Genomic DNA, 22,370 nt, shown 5'->3' with positions numbered 1-22,370 from the left:
CGATCACACCGACACGAACATCGCCTCGAATTCCGCCCTCAACTCCGCCTCATCGGCAGTATCCGGCGCGGCAAAGCCTGCTTCTACCGCTTTTGCGCGGCTAAGCGAAAGACCGGCGAGCGGCGGAACATTTGCCACGACCGCCCGCATCTCGTCCATATGGCCATTGCAATGCAGCACGATATCGCATCCCCCTGCAATGATATTCGCCGCCCGTTCACCGATCGTGCCGGAAAGCGCATTCATCGAGCTGTCGTCGGAAAGCAGCAGACCGCCAAAACCGATGTGCTGACGGATGACGTCGTCGATCACCTTGCGCGAGGTCGTCGCCGGATTGTCAGGGTCGATTGATGTGAAGACGAGATGGCAGGTCATTGCCATCAACTCGTCCTTCATCGCGATGAAGGGGGGGAAATCATGGGTCTCCAGCTCATCGCGCGAGACGGTAACGACAGGCAGCTCCAGATGTGAATCGGCAAAGCCGCGACCGTGGCCGGGCATATGTTTCATCACGGGCAGCAGGCCGCCGGCCTTCAGCCCCTCGCCGGCCGCCCGTCCCATTGCGATGACGGTCTCGGGATCGCCGCCATAGGCGCGGTCGCCGATGACGTTGCTGCTGCCTTCGACCGGCACGTCGAGAACCGGCAGGCAATCGACATTGATGCCAAGGTTCGACAGGTCGAAGGCATGCAGGCGCGACATCACCCAGGCGGCGCGCAGCCCGAGCGCCGGGTCGCGGCGATAGAGATCGCCCAGCGCCTGGCCTGAGGGATAACGCGGCAGAACCGGCGGACGGATGCGCTGGACGCGACCACCCTCCTGATCGATCAGCACCGGCGCATGCCAGCCGACGCTGTCGCGCAATTCGGCGACGAGATCGGTGATCTGCGCTGTTTCGGAGATATTGCGCCCGAAGAGGATGAAACCCCAGGGCCGTTCGTCCCGGTAAAAGGCCTTTTCTTCGGATGTGAGGGCAAGGCCGCTGCAGCCAAGGATCATCGCTTTTGATTCGGTCATGGAAGAATCATAAACGGCGGCGGGCCAAATGCGAGCGAGCGCGGGCGCGATGCACAAAAAAGAGCGGCGGTCCGATCCGGCCCGCCGCTCTCATAATTCAATGACCGATGTTACTTGGAGATCAGGCAGCTTCCACCGGCTGCGCGATACTGTTCGCAAAGGGCTGCGGCCTCGTCCTTTGAGCCGACCGGGATGCGGACACGGTAGAAAGTGCCCTTACCGGCGATATCGGCCCTACGGATCTCATGGGCGCGGCCGCCAAGCACGCCGGCGAATTTCTTCGACAGGCTTGCATAAGATTTATTGGCCTCGTCCTCCGACGGAAGCGAAGCGATCTGAAGGCCGTAGCCACCGACGGAGACGGCTTGCTGCGGCTGGGCGACGGCCGGCGTTGCCGAGGCGACCTGCGTCGGCTTCGGCTGCTGCGCGGGCGTGCGGACATTGCCCTTATCGGTAACCGTGCCAACGACGTTGACAGGCTGATCGGCCGGGCGGGCGATCGGAACCGGGGCCGTATCGGCGATCGTTGCCGTCTTGACCGGCCGTACCGGCGCATCGACCGGTGCGGGATTTGCCGCCTGCTCATCGGCAGTTGCGGCAGACGACAGCTGCGCCGGCGCGGTTTGAACGGGTGCTGCAGAACGGGCATCGGCGGACGCAATCTCGGCGCTTGCCGGGAAGGTCGCAGCCGTTCCGGCAACCGGCGGCGCGATCGGGGCTGATGGCGCAGACGGGGCCGACTGCGCCGTAACTGGAGGCTGGCCAGACGGCATCGGCTGAGCAGACGGTGCCGGCTGGTCGACCGGCGCGGACTCCTCGCGGGCGACCAGCGTGCCGTCAGGCTTGACGATCATCGTGCGGACCTTGCGCGGCGAAACAGATGGCGTCTTGTCGGCGTCGCTTGCGGAAGCGTCGTCGGCGTCGGCGTGGTTCGGCAGCAGACGCGGATCCTCCGTCTCACCAACCGCGGTCGGCGTGACCCTATCGTCAGTGCCGGCGTTCTCGTCATCTTCCGGCAATGCCTCCGGCGTCAAGGTGCGCTGGACAACATCGACCGGCGCCTCGTCCGAGGAGACGAGCGCCTTCTGCTTCGGCTCCTCGGCAGAACCCGCAACGCGGTCGTAGACGGCCTTATCCTGGTTCGGAACCGTCTTACCGCCGGGATTTTCCGGAACGACCTTGACCGGCTCCTTGTCGGCCGTGATCACACGCGGCTCGCCGGACGCGACAATGCCGAGCCCTTCGCCGTTCCAGACGGAGGAATAGACGCCATAACCGACGCCGGCGAAGACCACCAGCACGACGGCGCCGGCCAGCAGCCGGCGCATCGACCGGGCGCGGCTGAAATCAGCGGCCTGGCTTGCCGACTCGATGTGGACCTCGGAGGTCTCGCGGCGCTCGACCGGCTCGCGCACGCTGCGGCGGAAATCCTCCTCCAGCGCCCGTTCGAAATCATCGAGACCGTCGGCAATGGTCGGCTTGATCGGCGTTGCCGCAGCGGCAGCCATATTACGGGCAGGCGCCGCCGTTTCGCGCGGCTTGGCCGGCTCGAAAAAGCTCGCGATCTCAGCATCGAGATCGAAATCGAAATCCGCGGTTTTCGCGACCGGAGGGGGCGACTCGACCGGCGGCAGCGCCGGCACATGCATGTCGTCCACCGTCTCGGGACGATCCTCCGGATCGGAGATCATCGCCGGATCGAAGGGCAGATCTTCGGTCGATTCAGCGGCGGACGCCTCTGCGGCAGGTGCCCAGTTGAAAGCCGGAGCCGGCGTCGGAGCTGGGGCCGGCTCTTCGGAAACCAGGGCCGGCGCGGGCTGCGCCGGGACAGCGGCCTGCGGGTACTCGGGCGTTGCCTGCTGGTGCACGGCGGGCGCCGGCTGTGCTTTTGGCTGCGGCGCAGGCTCGACTGCTTCGGAAAAATCGAGATCGGCAAGTTCCAGCTCGATACCGGCGAGGTCCAATTCAAAATCGTGGCCCGCGAAGGGATCATCGGCTTCCGGCGCCGACTGCTGCGCCCGTGGATAGGCCGTTGCGACAGGATGGGGCGGCGTGACGGCGGCAGGCTGCGACGCGACCGGCCTTGCAGCTTCGGCAGCATAGGCGAGCGCCATTTCGATCGGAGCGGACAGGACCGGCGCGGGCGCGATCGCCTCGGGCTGAACCGGTGCGGCAGCGACCGGGGCGACTTCGACGGGAGCAGGCTCCGGCGAAACCGGCGCCAGATTGGCGCGCTGCAATACCGGACGGGGCACAGGATAGCGCGAGACGTCGGCCAGCAAGTCGTCGACATCGAAGGTGCCGGCGGCATGCGGAACTTCAGGTCCGACCTCGGTCAGCGCGGCATCGGCCTGGATCTCGCCTTCGATGGCGGCCGCGAGATCGAAACCGGCGTCGGAGCCGAACTCTTCCAGATCATTCTCGACTTCAACGAATTCCTCGGCTTCAGCAGCTTCTTGCGGCGCAATTGCCTCATCGTGGCGATCGAGCTCGGCGGGAAAGCCGAACGACGGCGCCGCGGATTCGAACTCTTCGGGAGGTTCGACGGCAGCAACGGGCACCGGCTGCTCGATTGCGGGCTCCGCCGAGGCAGGATCGGCAACCGCTGCGTCAGCCACCGGTTCAGCGACTGCTTCAGTCGCAAGCGCAGCGACTGCTTCGGCTACCGGCTTGATCGCTGCCACCGGCTCCTCACGCTTCGGGGCGTGGAAATTGGCGAGCGGCAACCTGATGCTGGCAGCCGACCATTGCGGGGCTTTGGCGGACTGCGCCAGCGAAGAGACCGGCGCAGCACCGATCGACAGTTCGAGTTCCTCGATCAGGTCGCGGGCGCCGCCGAAAGCGGTTTGGACCGACGCCTCGGGGGCAGGGTCGACGGACAACTGCTGTGGACCGGCCGCCCAGTCGGCAGAAGCTACGTCCCAGCTCCTTGCCGGAGGTTGCGCAGCTTCTTCTGCGGCGACGGGACCAACGGAGACGGGCTCCGGAACATCCACGCTTACGGCAGCCGCAGAAGCATCGAGAACGGGCTCGACATAGTCTTCGGAAGCGACGCCGTCGGAGATCGGCTCGGCCGGCCGATCGAGTTCGGCCAGCGGACGCGGTGAATCGTAGCGATCGAATTCTCGCCCGAGCTCGTCCTCCAGATCGAAGGCAGGCTCGCGCCGGGCGGCGTCGCTTACGGTATTCGCTGCAACACGCGGCTCGAAACCGACGATCCTGGCAAGTTCGGCCAACGGATCGTCGTCGGCAAACAGATCGTCTTTTCCGCGCGTATCATACGCAAATTGTTTCTCAGCCATGCCTATCCCACTCGCAAACGCCAACGCTCAAATGCCAGCGCATTGTGGGTAAATGGTGACGTTATCGCATTTCGTCAGGTGCGGCAGTGCCTGTAATGGCAAGTCCCGACTTCAAAACCGACGCGACGGCGTACACCAGCCCAAGTCTGGCAATAGTTGATTCTCGGTTTTTATCATTAACAAATCGTAATTCCGGCTGATCTTTACCTTTGTTCCAGTGCGCGTGGAAAGCACTGGCCAGGTCGTAGAGGTAAAAAGCGATGCGATGTGGCTCCTGGGACTGGGCGGCCGACTCGATGATACGCGGGAATTCGGCGAGCTTGGCGACGAGCTGCAATTCGGCCGGATCTTCAATGCCAGCAACGGCTTTCGCAAGATCCTCGGGCGAAACATCGAGGCCGGCAAAAGCCTCTTTTGCCTGCCGGAAGACCGACATGCAGCGGGCATGCGCGTACTGCACATAAAAAACAGGATTATCCTTCGACTGCTCCGTCACCTTGGCGAAATCGAAGTCGAGTGGCTCGGAGTTCTTACGATAAAGCATCATGAAGCGGACCGAATCACGACCGACTTCCTCGACGACGTCCCGAAGCGTGACGAAATCGCCCGAACGTTTCGACATCTTCACCGGCTCACCGTTGCGATAGAGCTTGACGAGCTGGCAAAGCAGTACAGTCAGCTTTGCTTTGCCATCCGAAACGCCGCGCGCAACCGCTTCCAGACGCTTGACGTAGCCGCCATGATCGGCGCCGAGCACATAGATCATCTCCTCGAAGCCACGATCGAACTTGTTCTTGAAATAGGCGACGTCGGCGGCGAAATAGGTGTAGGAACCGTCCGACTTGATCAGCGGCCGGTCGATATCGTCGCCCACCTCGGTCGAGCGGAACAGCGTCTGTTCGCGATCCTCCCAATCCTCGGGAAGCTGACCCTTCGGCGGCGGCAGAGTGCCTTTGTAGACATAGCCCTTGAAGGTCAGATCATTGATCGCGGTGCGGATGGCTGCCGCGCCGTTGGCGTGCAAGGTGCGCTCGGAGAAGAAGATGTCGTGATGGACGTTCAGCGCCGCCAGATCTTCGCGGATCATCGCCATCATCGCGTCGATCGTGCGATCTTTGACGATTGGCATCCATTCCTCTTCCGGCATATTGTGCAGCCGGACACCGTAATCGGCGGCAAGCGACTGGCCGACGGGCACGAGATAATCTCCGGGATAAAGGCCCGAAGGGATTTCGCCGATCCGTTCGCCGAGCGCTTCGCGATAACGCAGGAAGACCGAGCGGGCCAGCACGTCGATCTGGGAACCGGCATCGTTGATATAATATTCCTTTTCGACGCCATAACCGGCAAAGGCAAGCAGGTTGGCGAGCGCATCGCCGACGACGGCGCCGCGGCAATGACCGACATGCATCGGGCCGGTCGGATTGGCCGAGACGTATTCGACGTTGACCGTCCGGCCTTCACCGAGGCTCGAGCGGCCATAGTCAATGCCGGCGCCGATGATAGAAGCCAGCAGCCGCTGCCAATAGCCGACGGCGAGACGGATGTTGATGAAACCGGGACCTGCCACCGAAACATCGGCGACGTCGGCATCCTCCTTGAGCTTGGCGATGATGACGTCTGCAAGGGCGCGAGGATTGGTGCCGAGCGGCTTTGCCAGCACCATCGCGGCGTTGGTCGCAACGTCGCCGTGACTCGCATCGCGCGGTGGTTCGACTGCGATGCGGCCGAAATCGAGTTCAGATCGCTTTTCCCTGACCAGATCGATCTGTTCAAGGGCGGTTTTGATCCTGGCTTCGAAGTCGGTAAAAAGGTTCATCGCACTCTTCCATGCATAGGCTGTGCCAAAGGCGCAAATCGGCCTTCGGCGGGCGACCGCTGCCTATCGCAAATCCGGAGTGTGGTCAAACAATCGCCTGTGGGCACTGATCGCATAGGTGTCGGTCATGCCCGCGAGGTAATCGCCGACATGTCGAGCCTTGGGCGCATCGGCGAGCCCGGCGATGTGATCGACCCAATAATGGCTCTGCATCTCCTTGGGACTGGCCATGTAAGCGGCAAAGAGATCCGTGACGATCTGGGCAGCACCGGCGCGGATGCGCATGATATCGGGATTGCGGTAGATCCGTTTGAAGAGCAACGCCTTGATCTGCCGGTCGGTTTCGGCCATCGCGTCGGAGAAGGTCGCGATCACACGGTCGGCAGCGCGAATATCGGCTGCACTCTCAGGGCGAAGAATTGAAAGACGCTGCTGGGCGACGCCGATCACGTCCTCGACCATGCGGGTGATCTGGCGGCGCATGATCTCGTGGGTGAAACGGCTCGGTTCCAAATGCGGGTATCGAGCCCTCACCTCGGCCATCAACCCCGCCAGAAACGGGATTTCCTCCAGCATGTCGAAGGTCAGGTAGCCGGAGCGCAGGCCGTCGTCGATATCGTGCGTGTTATACGCAATGTCGTCGGCGATCGCCGCGACCTGGGCTTCCAGGCTGGCATAAGTCGCGAGCTCGAGATCGTGCAATTCGCAATAATCGAGGATCGGCTGCGGCACCGGGCCGCGCGTGCCGGCCCCTTCTGGCGTCAGCAGCGGACCATTGTGTTTGACGAGGCCTTCGAGGCTTTCCCATGTCAGATTGATGCCGTCGAATTCGGCATATCGCCTTTCGAGCTTGGTCACGATGCGCAGCGATTGGGCATTGTGGTCAAAGCCACCATAGGGCAGCAGCACCTCGTGAAGCGCATCCTCGCCGGTATGGCCGAACGGCGTGTGGCCGAAATCGTGCACCAGCGCCACGCCCTCGGCCAGATCCTCGTCGAGTTTCAGGGCGCGGGCAAGCGCACGGGCAATCTGCGCCACCTCGATCGTATGCGTCAGCCGGGTGCGGTAGTGATCGCCATCCTGGGCGATGAAGACTTGGGTCTTATGCTTCAGCCGGCGGAAGGCGGTGGTATGGACAATGCGGTCGCGGTCGCGTTGGAAATCGGAGCGAGTCGGACTGCCGTCTTCTGGATAGAGACGCCCACGCGTCGTCCACGGGTCTGCCGCATAGACCGCTCTTTCGCTGCCGCCAAAACCTAAAGCCCGTCTGTCAACCGTCATTCTTCACCGTCATTCTGCCTGTTGCCGCATCTGCCCATTGACGCCGCTTTGCCCTCTTCATACCTATAGCCCGACGAAACGGCAAAGCGGCACCCGCCGAGCCGTTTCGCACATCATGGCATTTTCGCGAAGATCATGGTAAGTTCTTTTGATATCAGGCATTTGAACATTCGAGTGCCAAAACCCATTCTCTCCGGATCTTGACCCCGGCAGGAGGAAACATGACGGATACGAGTGTAACCCTTTCAGATGCCGCGGCAAAGCGTATCGCCTCCATCATCGGCGCAGAGACCGGCAAGAGCGCGCTGCGCGTTTCGGTCGAAGGCGGCGGCTGTTCGGGCTTTTCCTATAAGTTCGATCTTGCCGACAGCCCTGGTGAAGACGACGTCGTCGTCGAAAAGAACGACGCCAAGGTTCTGATCGACAGCCTGTCTCTCGTCTATATGGCAGGGTCGGAGATCGACTTCGTCGACAATCTGCTTGGTCAATCCTTCCAGATCAAGAATCCCAACGCTGTGGCGAGCTGCGGCTGCGGCACCAGCTTTTCGATCTGAATATCCGAACGCAAAACGTTGTCCCCAACGACCGGCGGAAGAATTGCTTCCAGCCGGTTTATCGGCTTGTCCAGCGGCGAAAGACCGCGATAAAAGGAGCGCACTAAAGCGCGTCGCGATCTTTCAGATTCGCTTGCCACGCTTTAGGTCTTTGATTTTCCGCATGTCGTGGATCGCAAAAACGGCCGCACATTTTTGCGCGACATGCCCTAGCGAACGGGACAGTGCCATGAAGATCGCGACCTGGAACATCAACGGCGTTAAGGCGCGTATCGACAATCTCACACAATGGCTCAAGGATTCCGATCCCGATATCGTCTGCCTGCAGGAGATCAAGACGATCGACGAAGGCTTTCCCCGGCTGGAGATCGAAGCGCTCGGCTATCATGTCGAGACGCACGGCCAGAAGGGATTCAACGGCGTCGCGATCCTCTCCAAGACCTCACCTTTTGAAGTCAACCGCGGCCTGCCCGGCGACCCGCTAGACGAACAGGCGCGTTTCCTGGAAGCGGTGTTCACCCTCCCCGACACGCGCATCCTGCGCGTCTGCTGCATCTATCTCCCGAATGGCAATCCCGTCGACACGGAGAAGTATCCCTACAAGCTCGCCTGGATGGAGCGTCTGAGGAGCTTTGCGGCCGAACGGCTAGCCTATGAAGAGATGCTGGTGCTTGCCGGCGATTACAACGTTATTCCTGAACCGCACGACTGCTTCGATCCCAGGGCATGGGAAAGCGATGCACTGTTCCTGCCGCAGACGCGGCGGGCATTCCGCAGGCTTGAAAATCTTGGATTGACCGATGCGGTGCGCGCAACGACAGACGCGACGCGGCTCTATTCCTTCTGGGACTATCAGGCGGGTGCATGGCCGAAGAACAACGGCATCCGCATCGACCACCTGCTGCTGTCACCGGAAGCAGCCGACCGGATGACGTCGGCAGCTATCGAAAAACATGTGCGGGCCTGGGAAAAGCCGTCCGACCACGTACCGGTGATCGCCTATTTCGATTTCGCGGCCTGACATTCCGAGCCCATGGCAGCGCGTCCTTTCAGGGGCGCGATGGAGATGATGCACGGGTTGAATGCCGCTTGGCGCTGAACGCAAAGCGTCAATCGGAACCGCTCGCGATGGCGTGCGACAGCGAAACTGCCGTGCGACGGTCGGCCTCGTTGGCAACCGAGAAGGCCTGCTCCTGCAACGCTTCCATCCAGCTGCAATCCTTCGGCTTGCAGCGGTCGAGAGCGGCGGTCATCAGCGCGAGACCGCGAGCCGTCTGGCCTTCGTCGAAAAGGATATTTCCGAAAACGGCCATGGCGCCGGGATGGCCACTCTTGCGAGCCTGGTTCAACCACTTTTTCGCCTGCTGCGGGCTGGCATTGCCACCCTCACCGGCTAGCATCATCTGCGCCAGCTGGAACTGCGCTTCGGGAACGCCAAAGGTGGAGGCGACCTGGAAATAGAGCTGGCGCGCCTGAGTGAGATCGATCTTGACCGGGCTGCCGGCAATTCCATGCTTGTAGTAGTTGGCGAGCGAGAGGAGCGCGTTGACGAAGAAGCCGGTATCTTCCGAGCCGGGTTCGACACCCTGCTGGGCGATCTCACTGTAGATCTTGAAGGCTTCGAAATCATCCTGGGTGACGCCGTCGCCGTCGGCATACATGTTGGCGAGCGCCCAGCGCGAACCGGTATGGCCCTTTTCGGCGGCGTATTTGTAGGCTTCGACCGCCTCCTCTTTCTGTCCGTTTTTGTAGGCCTTGAAGCCGAACTTGAACAGATCGAAAGGACCGGACTCCTTGCTGACGTCGCTCTTGATGTCGAAAGCGTGAACCGGACCGGACAGCGATATTGCCACCCACATGCTCACCAGCATGAATTTGAACAGTTTGAACTCGGACGTTACCATTTCAACCGATTTCTTTCATTCATCGCGCGCAGCCGGCGCTGACGCCGGGCATATCGCGGATGTATTCTTTCGAGGCGAGCGATCCCGCGGCGGGCTCCATGGCCCCTTTGCCCGCGTCGCATCCAGCCCATAGGCCTTTTCTCAAAGGCCGAATTTTCAGCACATCATTCAGGACCACCCGGCTCCCGGCATGGCCCGACTGCAATCTTTCTGGCGCTCTTTCGGCGGGCGCGGCATCCGCCTTCCCCCCGTTATCGGATTCGTAAATAGCAAATGTGACCAAACCGGTATCGACATCTGCCGCGAAGCCCGCCTGCCTGTGCGAACGGGCAGATAACGACGGTAATGAATGGATCGACGGCATGTTCGTGAGACCGAATTTGCGGTCGGAATAGCCTTGCCCGGAAAGAGAAAAGGCCGCAATCACGCGGCTGTCGCCACTTGCGCCGTACGATCTGGTGTTACCGGAAAAAAATCGACCCATGCTACTGATTACACGCACCGTAAGTCTGTCATCACCTCGCCCCAAATACCGCTGCGCTCTCTTTGTGGCGGGAAATGGACAAATTCGCCCCATCGCCACCATACGCCATTCATCGTAAAAAACTGTTGCTGAATCGTCACAAAACGAGACCAGCAAATGACATGAATAACGGGCGCGCATAAAGAAGAGCCCGGCAGTGCCGGGCTCCTCAATTCTTCAGAACGTGGAATTAGAACTTGATCTTTATGCTTGTCGACAGTGCAGCGACCAGATCATCGTCAAAGGAATAGGAGACATCATCTCCATATGTAACGCCATTCCGGGTCACAGCGCCAGACGAACCGCTCGTCAACACGCCCACGGCACCGGCAAAGCGCCATTCGATATGTTCCGTCGGCGTATAGGCCGCACCGAGACCGAGCGTCCAGCTGTCTGTCTGGGCGCCATAGCCCTGGCTGGTGCCGCGGTCCCATGTCAGGCTGACTGCACCGGCCCATTGTTCATTGAACTTGTGGCCAATACCGCCGGAGATCGTCCAACCGTCACGATAAAGAAGATCGAGCGAGGTCAGACCACCCGCGGGACAAGGCAAGCCGTTGGTCGGGCAGAATGCTACCGACTGCAGGACGCTCCAGTTCGTCCATTTAACCGATCCGAATGCAAGCCAATCCGGAGCGATACCGCTTTGCAGTTTCAGCTCCAGCGAATCCGGCGCTTCGGCGGAACCGGAAACAGGTGTGACTAGGCCCCCATATAGCGGCACAACTGGAACCTGACGGAGATCAACAGTCCCGGACAGGTCATCGTACTTGACGCGACTGTTATAGACGAGGCTCGCACGCATTGCATATTCCGGAATCTCGTAAGCGAGACCGGCGCGCCAGCCCCAACCGCTATCGTCGATATCCAGGCGGCCGACGCCAGTTCCAGTCCCGAGCAGAAGCGGAAGCGTTGAAACCAGACGTTCCTTGAAGCCTTCGACTTCCTGATAAAAAGCGCCGCCAATGAAGCGAAGCTGCCCAGGGCCGACATCAAAACGATAGGAGCAGGTGCCGCCATAGTTGCGGGTTTTGATCTCTGTCTCAATGTTATCGTTGGCGCCGGCCCAGTTCAGGCCGGGGCTGGTGTGGGCGCCGAAGGGCTCCGAATAGTCAACGAGGCAGTCGACTGCATCGCCAAAACCAGCCTTAAAGCCGATATAGGGGATGGTGTAATTTGAGGTATCGTCAGCCGTGTCTGGACGGCTGCTCAGATTGCCGCCCCCTGTAAGTATCGACGTATTCGTGTCTCGGACATCCTTCAGCTTGCGCTGCGGCGTGACGTAAGTCACGCCCGACTGAAACGAGAAAGGCGACGTATCGAACAGCTGATCGATGTTATAGCCGCCGCGCTCCAGGCCACCGGCAAAGGACGGTGAGGCAAGCGACGAAAGAAGAACGAGCGACGTTACGCCCCTGGAAAACATACGCGATGCCATTGTGTCTCCCCCACTCCAGCAATTGATGTCAGGCCACTTTAGTAAGCCTTCGCTCGACATGGCAACGCGCCCCACGGCGGCGCTCCCAGGCATTGCAGTGGCTAGCTTACGTAAAGAAATTGACGGACACGTCAAAAAATCTGGTTAATAAAATTTTATTCCAGAACCATCGGTTTTTGGATGGGCTTTTGGGTTTTCATTCCAAACATTGCGGAAGATGTATCAATCCGACAACAGTGACAGTTTTCACCGACTGGATAGCTGTGAAGTCAAAATCCACAGGTTCAGCGCCCGAAATCAGCCGCGTTCAAGACCGAATCAGGGGCGCCCCAAACGACAAAAAGACGCGCCCGAAGCGGGCGCGTCTTTGAAATAACTTACCAAATCGGCAATGAAATTTATCCGGCCTCGCTGACCCTGGAAAGGGCGGTTTTCAAGCTGGCGATCTGCCCCTTCAACTCATCGAGACGCTCGCGCTCGGCCTCGACCACCTCGGGATTGGCATTGGCGACGAACTTCTCGTTGGAAAGCTTGCCATTGATGCGGGCGATTTCTCCGTCCATCTTGGCAATCGCCTTTTCCAAGCGGGCCTTTTCGGCAGCAAGATCGATCAGATTGCCGAGCGGCAGGCAGACGGTGGCTTCCGCGACGACGATCTGAGCCGCACCCTTCGGCGCATCGTCGGCCAGCGATATCGCTTCCACGCGGGCAAGCCGCTTGATGGCGGCATCGTGGCGGAACAACCTTTCGCGCGTGAGATTGTTGGCCTTGACGACAACCAGCGGGGCGGTGGCCGACGGCGGCACGTTCATTTCGGCGCGCACGGAGCGGATGCCGGAGACGAGGTCGATCAGCCAGTTGATCTCGTCAGCAGCTGCGTCATCGGCATAGGACGGCGCTGGCCATTCGGCATGGCAGACCAGCGTGTCGCGTTCCTTGCCTTCGCCTGCGGTATGCGCCCAAAGCTCTTCGGTCATGAAGGGCATGAAGGGATGCAAGAGCTTGTAGATCTCTTCGAGAATATAGGCACTGCAGGCCTGGGCTTCGGCCTTGGCGCCTTCGTCATCGCCACTGAAGACCGGCTTCAGAAGCTCGAGATACCAGTCGCAGACTTCGTTCCAGACGAAACGGTAGAGCGCGCCGGCGGCATCGTTGAAGCGGAAGGCTTCAAGCGCTTCCGTGACGTCACGTTCCGTACGGGCAAGCTCCGTCAGGATCCAGCGGTTGATGGTGAGTTCGGCGGCCTCCGGCACGAAGTGCGGATCGCTTTTTGCACCGTTCATCTCGGCAAAGCGCGTGGCGTTCCAAAGCTTGGTGCCGAAATTGCGGTAGCCGGCGATGCGGGCAGGGTCGAGCTTCACGTCGCGGCCCTGTGCGGCCATGATCGCCAGGGTGAAGCGTAGCGCGTCGGCGCCGTATTCGTCGATCAGTTCCAGGGGGTCGATGACGTTGCCCTTCGACTTCGACATCTTCTGTCCGTTCTTGTCGCGCACCAGTGCGTGAATATAGATCGTATGGAAGGGTTCGACTGGATCGCCATTCTCGTCCTTCATGAAATGCAGGCCCATCTGCATCATGCGAACGACCCAGAACGGGATGATATCGAAACCGGTGACGAGGACATTCGTCGGATAGTAACGCGCAAGTTCCGGCGTCTCGTCGGGCCAGCCAAGGGTCGAGAAAGGCCAGAGCGCAGAAGAGAACCAGGTGTCGAGCACGTCCTCGTCCCGCGTCAGGATCTCACCGGGCTTGAAGTTTTCGAGCAGGTCCTCGACATAGGCCTTCATCGGCCCCTCATGCGAGAGGTAATGCTGGATCGCTGCCTGCAGCGCCTCTTCCTCGGTCTTTTCGACAAAGACCTGACCGTCGGGGCCGTACCAAGCAGGAATCCGATGGCCCCACCAGAGTTGGCGCGAGATACACCACGGTTCGATGTTCTCCAGCCAATTGAAATAGGTGTTCTCCCAATTCCTGGGAATAAATCTGGTTCTTCCCTCGCGAACGGATTCCAGGGCAGGCTGCCCCAATGTCTTGTTATCGACAAACCATTGTTCCGTCAGCCGCGGCTCGATCGGCACGCCGCCGCGGTCGCCATGCGGGACCACATGTTTGTGCGGTTCGATCTTGTCGACAAGGCCGGCCTCTTCCAATATCTCGACGATGACCTTGCGCGCATAGAAACGGTCCTGCCCTTCCAGGCGGTCCCAGGCGCCATGCAATGCCGCCGGATTGTCGAGACCTTCAAGGAAATCCTCATTGTCCTTGATGGCAATGGTGCCATCGATATTCATGACGTTGATCGCCCGCAGCTTCGCGCGCTTGCCGACTTCGAAGTCGTTGAAATCATGGGCCGGTGTGATCTTTACCGCGCCGGTGCCGGCCGTCGGATCAGCATAGGAATCGGCGACGATCGGTATCCTGCGGCCGACGATCGGGAGGATGACGTGCTTGCCGATGATCGGCTTATAACGCTCGTCTTCGGGGTTCACGGCAACGCCGGTATCGCCGAGCATCGTCTCGGGTCGCGTCGTCGCGACGACGATATAGTCACGCGTCTCGAACTGGGTCGGCTTGCCTTCCTCGTCGAAAGCGATCGGGTATTGATAGGTGACGCCGGGCTCGAGCGGATAGCGCAGATGCCAGAGATGACCCTTCACCTCGTGTTGTTCGACCTCCATGTCGGAAATCGCCGTCAGGAGTTTTGGGTCCCAATTGACGAGGCGCTTGTCCTTGTAAATCAGGCCTTCCTTATAGAGCGTGACGAAAACCTCGAGAACGGCCTGCGACAGGCCTTCGTCCATGGTGAAACGCTCGCGTGACCAGTCACAGGACGCACCGAGGCGCTTCAGCTGGTTGAAGATCAGCCCGCCCGATTCCGCCTTCCACTCCCAAATCTTGTCGATGAAGGCCTCGCGGCCCATCTCGCGGCGGCCCGGCAGCTGCTGCTCCATCAACTTGCGTTCGACGACCATCTGGGTGGCGATGCCGGCGTGGTCCATGCCCGGCTGCCAGAGCACGTCCTTGCCGCGCATGCGCTCGAAGCGCACCATGATGTCCTGCAGCGTATTGTTAAGCGCGTGCCCCATATGGAGCGAGCCGGTGACATTCGGCGGCGGGATCACGATGGTGAAGGTCTCGGCCCCCGGTTTGGCGTTCGCGCCGGCGCGGAAGGCGTCCGCTTCATCCCATTTCGCGGCGATTTTCGGTTCGACGGCAGCGGAATCATAGGTCTTGTCGAGCATTTTCTGACCAGTTTCGAGGTTCGAGGATGGGCGTTTGTAAATAGGATGGCCACGGCCAAGTCAATAAAAAAGCCGCCCCGGAGACCGGAGCGGCTTTTCCAGAAAAAAGCAATCCGATCAGCGGCGCGGGCCGCGCGCCACACGCTCGATTTCCTCGCGCACCAGCCGTTCGACCAGCGTCGGCAGATTGTCATCAAGCCATTCACGCAGCATCGGGCGCAGCATGTCCTCGGCAATCTCGTCCAGCGAGCGGCGCTCGGCACCGTCGATCGCCGCGGCAAGCTCCTCGAAGGAGCGGCTGATCTGCAGGCCGGCGTCTTCCGAAAGCAGTGTCGGCTGGGCCTCCTCGACAACGCTCGGCAGGAAACGCTCGGTCGGCGAGTGGGCTGGCTCCAAAGCCGGCGGCGCAGTTTCGGCGGCAACAGCGGCCGGCTCGGCGGCTGTGGCCTGCAGTGTTTCGGCAAACGCCGGCTCAAGCGGCTGCCGGACGGGACCAGGGGAAACGGGTGCTGCGACAGCGGTAAAAACAGGCTGTGTCGGCTGCGGCTGCGAACTTGCAGCCCGCGGCGGCTCCGGCATCACGGCCGGCTGCGGCTCCTGCTGGCGGAAGCCGCTCGGAATTTCGCGCAAGGCTTGACCGGCCTGCACGGCGCTGCGCTCGGAGGCGGCGCGCACGCGGGCTGCGACATCGGCAAGCGACAGCGCGCGGGCCGGAGCTTCGGTCTGAGGGGCGATGCCGGCCGAATTGGCGGCGACGAAACGCGGATCGGAAGAGCGCATGGCCGGTTCGGGAAATTCCACGCCGGCATAAGTGTCATCCACCGTCAGATGGATTTCGGAGCCGTTTTCGTCGTCGGCGCCGTAAACCGGCGGCACGGATGCTGAAATCGCCTTGCCGGCCCCGGGTTCATTGCTTTCGATGATCTGGCGGATGGAGGCCAGAATTTCTTCCATGGACGGTTCACGCGCTACACTTGGCTGAGCCATATCTATCCCCGTTATCCCAACACAACGATCGGACGGTGTGGAGCGTTCATCCGAATCACCACGACCTTAGAATACCCCAGACGCGAAAAAAATCATCGAGAATCAAATGAATGCAGCCATGCACAGTTTTGTTACCCAATGGTTGCCACCCGCCATCCGAGACCACAACGTCAGGATAAATGATGTTTGTGAAGGCTTTCCGGCAGCACTGACAGAAACGGGCGCCAATGGCGCCCGTCGCTCGAATTCCCCAGGGAGAACGGCGTCAGAAAACGAATTCGCGCGCCTTCGCGAAACCCGGCAGCGGCTTGACTGAAGCGTTGAAGAAGACATTCTCCGAGATTGCGCCGCGCTCGGCGACGAAGACCTTGGCACGAGCCGCATTGCCGTGCCCTTCGACCGTGACCAGACGGCCGCCATCGCGCAACTGACCGAGAAGAGCGGCCGGAACCTCCTCGACCGCGCCGTTGATGAAGATCAGATCATAGGGGGCGCCGGCGGCGTAGCCCTTTTCGAGGGGACCCGTCACGACCTCGATCTTGCCATAGCCGGCAAGCTTTGCCTTCGCTTCGGCAGCCAGTGCCTCGTCGCATTCGAGGGCAATGACCGACCCGGCGATGATCGACAGCAGCGCCGATGTATATCCGGTGCCGCACCCGACCTCGAGCACGAAATCGTCTTTGCCGATGGCGGCCAACTGCAGCAGCTTGGCGAGCGGCGAGGCCTCCATTAGGAAGCGGGCCGGCTTGCCCGGTGCAGCGGCCGATATTTCGACATCGTTGTCGATATAGGCCAGCAGCTTTGACTTCTCCGGCACGAAAGCCTCGCGGGGCACTGTGAGAAAAGCCGTCAGCACGGAATGCGAGGTAACATCCGTGGTGCGGATTTGGGTGTCGACCATCTTTGCGCGCGCTGCTTCGAAATCCATCATGTCCTCTCGCTCTTGAAAAGCGGTTCCTGTCCCTCGTCTCTTAATCTCCGCCACGGATGCTTTCAAGGCTTGGCAACGGTCGGCGAAAAGAATCCGCCGGCGGCTCTCTCGCGCCACAGGAGACAAGGGCTGCAGCTCAAGCGTAGAACGCCCTGCCCCTTCATGTTATGATTTGCAACGGAGGAAATAGGAGGAGCAGGCCATGTCTGCGATTTTCGAATATTTCACGCTGTTCGATTTCCTTATCGTCGCAGCGCTCGTCGGCATCTTCTGCTGCGGGCTGCTGGACGGTGAAACGACCTGAGGAGATCGAGCGCCGAAGCAACTCCGGCGCAGTAGCATGGAGCCCGCGACAGCCTAGTCGGGCGACGCGTTGCCCATAAAAATAGCGTGGCCGAGCAGCCACCACGAAAATCAGCGATATTTCGCAACTCTAGCAGCGATAAGAAGAAATTGGAGGCCTCGCCCGGAATTGAACCGGGGTACAAGGATTTGCAGTCCTCTGCGTCACCACTCCGCCACGAGGCCTCACCTGTGACCGACATCGAAAAATATCGTGTGGTGGCCGCGATTTAGACCAGCTCTAGAATGAGCGCAAGGCCTTTCATTGTGAATATGATCCTTTTTTCATTCCGAATAGGCGTTTGCGGAAACCAGCTCCACGCTCGGATGATGATGGGTGATGGACAGCCGATTAGCTAAACACCAATAAAAGTCCGGCCCTTTGGCATCACCCCAAATAGTTACGATTGTAATGCGAACCGATTTGGATAATCCCCATTTTCTGGGGAGAAATCATGCACGACGCGACATTCGGCGGGACCGCCAAAGACATCTTCTTTTCACTGCTTGCCACGCTCAAACGCATCTCGATGATCTACGCGAACGGAGGCAAGGAAGACGAGTGGGGCTATGCCCTCGTTACCGAACCTGTCATCGACATCAACACGAAGATGCCGATTACCGGTCACGTGATGCGCAAGGTCGTCGCCGGCAAGTTTGTTCACCGCCAGATGACCGAGGAAGAGTGCGAAGATTTCGACGCCGGCCGATCCTGGTGAATTGCCTGCACTGCGGACACGAAGAAACACCGCGGCATTTGGACAAATTCCCAACTTGACTTAGAGCGCCTGCTCGCCATCTTATCGCCGTGGGAGGGATAGGAGCTGCGATGGAATGGGCTGCCCTCAAAGAAAGGCAGGGACGTGCGGCATATGATGCCGAGACCCGGGATCTCCACGTAAAGTTCGCCGGTTCCGCGCCGGTGAGACATGCGAACATTCCGCCACATGTCTACCAGAACCTTCTGGAAACGAACGATCCGCACTTCTATTACGGGTATTATATCGCGCCATCGCGCGTCTCACCGGCCCGTCGACAACCGGTCTCGATGGTCGTCCACGGACTGAAGCTCGTTCTGCTTCTTGCCGCCTGCAGTGTGTTGATGGCAACCGAGCTGGATCCGGGCCATGGCGGGATTTTCGAGGAAAGCGAACTGAGATCGAATTAGAATCGCAATCATCTGGATCCATGCAGCTCGAACTCGACGGCGGGCACGTGTGATCAGCCGACGATGATGCCGACGCTTTCAAGCGAGGTCCTGTTCTGGGAGCGGTAGCGGCGATCGTCTCGACCACGGTCGTTCCTGCCGTCGCGCTCATTACGGCCGTTAAAATTGCGATAGTTGCGAGGCCCGTTATACCAGCTTTCGCCTTGATCGATGACGCACCCTTCGGGGCGGCGGCAGATACCGCTCGCGTCAAAACCCCGGCTGTCGACGGCCTGGGCCTCGGCTGATGTGGCTGAGACCATCGCCGCTACCGAGAAAACTGCAATAAAAATTGGCTTCATATCCTCACCCGGATCATCGTGGTGTGTTTCAGCTCCATAAACCACCAATGCCGAAAACGATCCACGTTCCGCAGGGCGTCTCCCGCGACCGCCGTTAGCCGGCCGGCGTTCGCCGTCTGTGCCACCAGACTGCCAGCCGGCGCCGAAGCCGGCGGGCGATGGAAAGATCATGCGAAAGCACCAGGAGGCCGAGCGGCAGCATCCAGAAACCGAGGACCGGCAGGAAGCCCAGCAATCCACAGAAAACGAGGGCCGCACCGATTGCCATCCGTCCGATGCGTGAGTGCGGCAAGCCAATGCTGAAGGAGCCGAGCATAAGCCTGTGGTTTACGTGGTCGATACCGAAGCGCCCTGCCCGCCTTCTGCGCTTTTCGCTGCCCGTTGTCTCTTGGCGATCATTCCTGTTTGTCATTTCCCAGAGATGGGCGCAGACTGTCCAAATACAAGTTCATTTCATTTTTTTGAAAAAACCGCTTGGCAAATCGGGCAAGCATTTGTATTAGCCCACTCACACCGCGCCAAGCAGTGATCCCTGGTAGCTCAGCGGTAGAGCATTCGACTGTTAATCGACAGGTCGCCGGTTCGAATCCGGCCCGGGGAGCCATTTCCAGAATAAGTGCTGTTTTTGTTGAGATCCGAAGCAGGCACTTACTTCCCGCTTTCCCTCCTCACTGCGCCCCGCGCACGCGTTTCTGTCGGAGATGGATGGAGGGGTTGTTCATCTGCCCTCTTTACCACAGTGGCGAGAAACGGCAAAGCCGCCGGCAAGTGAGACCGGCGGCGCGCTTGTTGAGCGCCAAGATTGGCTTCCGTGGCACTGCCGACTAAAAATCGAAATACACGGTCACACCTGACCGACGGCGATAGGGGTAGTAGTCGCGATAGCCGTAATAGTCGCGACTGCCGTAATACCGCGGACGATAGCACGAGCCGTAATACCGGCAGTCGCGGTAAGCGTACCGGTGTTTCTTCCAATGGCCATACGCATGACCATGACCGTGGCGACGGTAATGGACCTGCTCGACGTCGGCGGTGTGCATCGCTACCGCTTTCGGCATGACAATCGGCGTGGCGTTTAGCGGCAGGGCGAAAGATGCAGACAAGACAATGGCTGCAAGCGAGGAAAAAAACATCTTCATCGGCGCATCCTTTCAAGCTGCGATTCTGGGTTAATAGGCATTAACCTCCGATGAACGACTGCCTGCTTACAGAAAACACCAGCCGACGCGCCGCTGGTGTGGTCGCGGGTGGTGCTGGAGCCGAGCCATTGGTGTTCATGCTGTGCGCAGGCGAGAGAGCAAGCGCACGGCTAGCCAGCCGGCCGCGACCGGGTATCTACGCGGCGCGCAGTGCGCTGCTGTCTTGACGCTGGCATCTGTTGGATAAAGATGTGAAGATGACACGCCCATCAAATTGGGCGTGCCGAGTTCCGATCCGCTCCCCGATAATGCGAATTACCAGGTCTGGCGATTATACCAATCATCGATGTCCTTGCGGGTACGGTCTTTCTCGTAGCCGTAGCGCTCCTGGATCTTGCCTTCGAGCTGATCGCGCTTACCGTTGATGACGTCAAGATCGTCGTCCGTCAGCTTGCCCCACTGCTCCTTGACCTTGCCTTTCATCTGCTTCCAATTACCTTCGACGCGGTTCCAATCCATGGCTTATTCCTCCTGTCGTTAGGATAGAGGAACGGAGAGGAGCGATAAGGGTTCCGCTTCGGCACGCGGCCGGCCAGTACGGAACCAATATTCTTCATATGGGCCGCGAGTGGTAAGATTCCGCCTTGATCGCTCGCGCGGCCCGAGGCTCCGATGTGGGCGTTCAGCATGTCCGATCGAGCGCTTCGTTCTCGCGATATTGGTCGTCCGACTCCCGACATCGGCGGCTCTCTAATAGCTGCACGAACGGCCGTCGCCGGGTCGGAAGCCGTCGGCGCAGGCCGGGTTCATGGAATCGCCCGGCTGGTATCCCGATGCCGAGCCATATGAATTTGGCGGTGTCGAGCAAGCTGAGGAAATGACCGACAGGCCAATTGCTCCGGCTGCTAAAATTCCTCGAAATCTGCTCATGGATGCTTCTCCCATTCCGCTGCGCTCGGTAAGCGAGAGCCGCTCCTTCGAGAACCACGGACGTGTTTCCCGGGGTCATCTCTTCCGAGATCACTCTGCGCCTGAAGATATAGGCGCGCCTTTCAACGGACGTCAGCCCCAGCCGCGAAGATTCGTGCCGATCGGGATAAATTATGCGTGCAATACGCTGATATCGCTGGCCGTTCCCGCGATATTACAAGGTAGCACGACGCAAATGACGCCCCGGAAGCGATACTGATTTCCGGGGCAAATTGACGAAGCGACCAACGTTCAACGGCATGCATTTGCCGCATCGGGTTGTGTCGAGTTATTGCCGGAGGTGGGAGCCGGGTTGCCGGTGCCGCCGGCCTGCTGGCGCTGACAGTCGTTCGGATCGCCGCCGGAGCCGGTCGCACCGGTCGCACCGGCGCCGACAGTCGTATTTGCGCCGGCACCGTTGGAGTTGGTGTTGCCGGAACCGCCAGTATCCGAACCAGACATGGTGCCGCTGCCGGAACCTGAAGCTCCGCTGCCGCTGCCCGATCCCGCGCCTCCACCTGATTGCGCCATTGCCGACGTTGCCAGGCCAATCGTGATTGCTGTTACTGCCATCACTCTCAGAAGCATTGGATATCCTCCTCGCTGCTTCATTGCCGATAGGCAGCAAACAAAAGCCTTTGGAGATTGTTTCAGTTCGAAAGCGTACAGGAACGCCCCTGCGTCGCGCACCGCCTCGGTTGATGACAAACGGTCCCCGGAAACGCCCTCATTCTTGACTGGGAGGTCGATGAGAACGTAATAGGAACATCAGGGAGGCGGCAGGTGAAAATCGGGTTGAAAGCTCTGAAGGAGATCAAGGTCGTGCGTCCGCAGGCAGCCGAGAAATTGGCAGAAGAAACATTGAGAGAAGAAGTCGACGCAGTTGTCGCTTTTCACCAAGGGGACGTCCGTGCCGCCATTACGACGCTGCTGCTGGATTGCCATCATCTGCGACTTCAGCTTGCCCTGAGAGATAAGGACGTGAGCCGCGCCATCGCATGTGAACGGACACGTTTTGAAGGGCCATGAGACATCGTCGCGGTATCGGCCTCGCGCCCCCTGATCGCCACGCCGTCGAAATCGAAAAGGTAACATTGGCGACGTTACCGGAGTGGTTCGTCATTCATGCCCGTTGCCGCGCATGTCGCCGCCAGACGTTTATCGACCGGCGGGATATTGCCCGGCGCTGCGGCCAGAACCTGTCTCTCGCCAGTCTGGCCAAACGCCTTCAATGCCAAGGATGCGGCAACCGCTCCGGCAATCTGCTGCTCCTTCAAATGCTGCCGCGCGATTGACATGAAATCGCCCACTTCAAACCGACCGCTCCCACCGGCCGGGAACAAATGCCGTGCTTAAAAGTTGTGTGGCATCAACCACGTAACGTCGCCTTTGACAGGAGGTCTCTCATGGGTC

Annotated in this window: 22 protein-coding genes and 2 tRNA genes; 6 read left to right on the top strand and 18 right to left on the bottom strand. The window is 60.0% G+C overall.

Annotation, left to right across the window (positions count from 1 at the left end; genetic code table 11):
* Positions 1 to 3: 3 nt before the first annotated feature.
* From nagZ to RHE_RS09290, 4 genes are all read right to left on the bottom strand, one after another.
* Positions 4 to 1,017 (bottom strand): beta-N-acetylhexosaminidase, encoded by a 1,014-nt coding sequence (nagZ, locus tag RHE_RS09305; RefSeq protein ID WP_042119237.1) that lies wholly within the window; start codon positions 1,015 to 1,017, stop codon positions 4 to 6.
* A gap of 110 nt (positions 1,018 to 1,127) precedes the next feature.
* A complete protein-coding gene (locus tag RHE_RS09300) occupies positions 1,128 to 4,319 on the bottom strand; it encodes an SPOR domain-containing protein (protein ID WP_011425109.1) in 3,192 nt (1,063 codons plus the stop codon).
* 61 nt (positions 4,320 to 4,380) lie between these two features.
* Complete coding sequence (argS, locus tag RHE_RS09295; RefSeq protein ID WP_011425108.1) at positions 4,381 to 6,138, bottom strand: arginine--tRNA ligase; 1,758 nt, start codon at positions 6,136 to 6,138, stop codon at positions 4,381 to 4,383.
* Between the two features lie 63 nt (positions 6,139 to 6,201).
* Entirely contained in the window at positions 6,202 to 7,419 is a 1,218-nt protein-coding gene (locus tag RHE_RS09290; RefSeq protein WP_011425107.1) for a deoxyguanosinetriphosphate triphosphohydrolase, read from the bottom strand.
* Between the two features lie 221 nt (positions 7,420 to 7,640).
* Between RHE_RS09290 and erpA the strand changes: the two genes are divergently transcribed.
* Both erpA and xth read left to right on the top strand, forming a co-directional pair.
* Positions 7,641 to 7,973: an iron-sulfur cluster insertion protein ErpA gene (gene erpA, locus RHE_RS09285; protein ID WP_011425106.1), complete on the top strand. Its 333-nt coding sequence runs from the start codon at positions 7,641 to 7,643 to the stop codon at positions 7,971 to 7,973.
* Between the two features lie 229 nt (positions 7,974 to 8,202).
* Positions 8,203 to 8,994: an exodeoxyribonuclease III gene (gene xth / locus RHE_RS09280; protein WP_011425105.1), complete on the top strand. Its 792-nt coding sequence runs from the start codon at positions 8,203 to 8,205 to the stop codon at positions 8,992 to 8,994.
* Positions 8,995 to 9,082: 88 nt separating this feature from the next.
* Here xth and exoR read toward each other — a convergent pair whose 3' ends face one another.
* From exoR to RHE_RS09245, 7 genes are all read right to left on the bottom strand, one after another.
* Positions 9,083 to 9,877 (bottom strand): exopolysaccharide production regulator ExoR, encoded by a 795-nt coding sequence (gene exoR, locus RHE_RS09275; RefSeq protein ID WP_011425104.1) that lies wholly within the window; start codon positions 9,875 to 9,877, stop codon positions 9,083 to 9,085.
* A gap of 19 nt (positions 9,878 to 9,896) precedes the next feature.
* Positions 9,897 to 10,541 carry a hypothetical protein gene (locus tag RHE_RS09270; RefSeq protein ID WP_011425103.1) on the bottom strand — a complete coding sequence of 215 codons (645 nt, stop codon included), beginning with the start codon at positions 10,539 to 10,541 and terminating at the stop codon, positions 9,897 to 9,899.
* 49 nt (positions 10,542 to 10,590) lie between these two features.
* Positions 10,591 to 11,838 (bottom strand): OmpP1/FadL family transporter, encoded by a 1,248-nt coding sequence (locus RHE_RS09265; protein WP_011425102.1) that lies wholly within the window; start codon positions 11,836 to 11,838, stop codon positions 10,591 to 10,593.
* Between the two features lie 398 nt (positions 11,839 to 12,236).
* Positions 12,237 to 15,080: a valine--tRNA ligase gene (locus RHE_RS09260; RefSeq protein WP_011425101.1), complete on the bottom strand. Its 2,844-nt coding sequence runs from the start codon at positions 15,078 to 15,080 to the stop codon at positions 12,237 to 12,239.
* A gap of 117 nt (positions 15,081 to 15,197) precedes the next feature.
* Positions 15,198 to 16,067 (bottom strand): PopZ family protein, encoded by an 870-nt coding sequence (locus RHE_RS09255; protein WP_011425100.1) that lies wholly within the window; start codon positions 16,065 to 16,067, stop codon positions 15,198 to 15,200.
* A 265-nt stretch (positions 16,068 to 16,332) separates the two neighbouring features.
* On the bottom strand, positions 16,333 to 16,998 hold the full coding sequence (locus RHE_RS09250; protein ID WP_011425099.1) for a protein-L-isoaspartate O-methyltransferase family protein: 666 nt from the start codon (positions 16,996 to 16,998) through the stop codon (positions 16,333 to 16,335).
* Positions 16,999 to 17,452: 454 nt separating this feature from the next.
* A tRNA-Cys gene (locus RHE_RS09245) sits at positions 17,453 to 17,526 on the bottom strand.
* Positions 17,527 to 17,795: 269 nt separating this feature from the next.
* Here RHE_RS09245 and RHE_RS09240 point away from each other — a divergent pair.
* Together RHE_RS09240 and RHE_RS09235 are read left to right on the top strand one after the other, a co-directional pair.
* A complete protein-coding gene (locus RHE_RS09240; protein WP_020921119.1) occupies positions 17,796 to 18,059 on the top strand; it encodes a hypothetical protein in 264 nt (87 codons plus the stop codon).
* 110 nt (positions 18,060 to 18,169) lie between these two features.
* Positions 18,170 to 18,508, top strand: coding sequence for a KTSC domain-containing protein (locus RHE_RS09235; protein WP_011425098.1), 339 nt, complete (start codon positions 18,170 to 18,172; stop codon positions 18,506 to 18,508).
* Positions 18,509 to 18,561: 53 nt separating this feature from the next.
* Here the strand turns inward: RHE_RS09235 and RHE_RS09230 are convergent, their stop codons facing one another.
* Positions 18,562 to 18,849, bottom strand: coding sequence for a hypothetical protein (locus RHE_RS09230; protein WP_011425097.1), 288 nt, complete (start codon positions 18,847 to 18,849; stop codon positions 18,562 to 18,564).
* A gap of 94 nt (positions 18,850 to 18,943) precedes the next feature.
* Positions 18,944 to 19,261 (bottom strand): membrane protein, encoded by a 318-nt coding sequence (locus tag RHE_RS34290; protein WP_011425096.1) that lies wholly within the window; start codon positions 19,259 to 19,261, stop codon positions 18,944 to 18,946.
* A 117-nt stretch (positions 19,262 to 19,378) separates the two neighbouring features.
* On the opposite strand from RHE_RS34290, the gene RHE_RS09220 reads away from it, so the two are divergent.
* Positions 19,379 to 19,453 (top strand) — tRNA-Asn (locus RHE_RS09220).
* 220 nt (positions 19,454 to 19,673) lie between these two features.
* On the opposite strand, the gene RHE_RS09215 is transcribed toward RHE_RS09220, so the two are convergent.
* From RHE_RS09215 to RHE_RS09205, 4 genes are all read right to left on the bottom strand, one after another.
* Positions 19,674 to 19,988, bottom strand: a complete 315-nt coding sequence (locus RHE_RS09215) for a hypothetical protein (protein WP_011425095.1) — start codon at positions 19,986 to 19,988, stop codon at positions 19,674 to 19,676.
* Between the two features lie 315 nt (positions 19,989 to 20,303).
* Complete coding sequence (locus RHE_RS09210; RefSeq protein ID WP_011425094.1) at positions 20,304 to 20,507, bottom strand: CsbD family protein; 204 nt, start codon at positions 20,505 to 20,507, stop codon at positions 20,304 to 20,306.
* A gap of 231 nt (positions 20,508 to 20,738) precedes the next feature.
* Positions 20,739 to 20,918 (bottom strand): hypothetical protein, encoded by a 180-nt coding sequence (locus tag RHE_RS34285; protein ID WP_073990375.1) that lies wholly within the window; start codon positions 20,916 to 20,918, stop codon positions 20,739 to 20,741.
* A gap of 291 nt (positions 20,919 to 21,209) precedes the next feature.
* Positions 21,210 to 21,545, bottom strand: coding sequence for a hypothetical protein (locus RHE_RS09205; RefSeq protein ID WP_011425092.1), 336 nt, complete (start codon positions 21,543 to 21,545; stop codon positions 21,210 to 21,212).
* Between the two features lie 195 nt (positions 21,546 to 21,740).
* Here RHE_RS09205 and RHE_RS09200 point away from each other — a divergent pair, with 195 nt between their 5' ends.
* Positions 21,741 to 21,986, top strand: coding sequence for a hypothetical protein (locus tag RHE_RS09200; RefSeq protein ID WP_020921114.1), 246 nt, complete (start codon positions 21,741 to 21,743; stop codon positions 21,984 to 21,986).
* 74 nt (positions 21,987 to 22,060) lie between these two features.
* On the opposite strand, the gene RHE_RS34965 is transcribed toward RHE_RS09200, so the two are convergent.
* Entirely contained in the window at positions 22,061 to 22,267 is a 207-nt protein-coding gene (locus tag RHE_RS34965; RefSeq protein WP_042118305.1) for a hypothetical protein, read from the bottom strand.
* Between the last annotated feature and the right edge of the window lie 103 nt (positions 22,268 to 22,370).

Origin of the sequence: Rhizobium etli CFN 42, from assembly GCF_000092045.1 — a bacterium.
Classification (GTDB): Bacteria; Pseudomonadota; Alphaproteobacteria; order Rhizobiales; family Rhizobiaceae; genus Rhizobium; species Rhizobium etli.
This window is presented reverse-complemented; position numbering and strand designations above follow the sequence as displayed.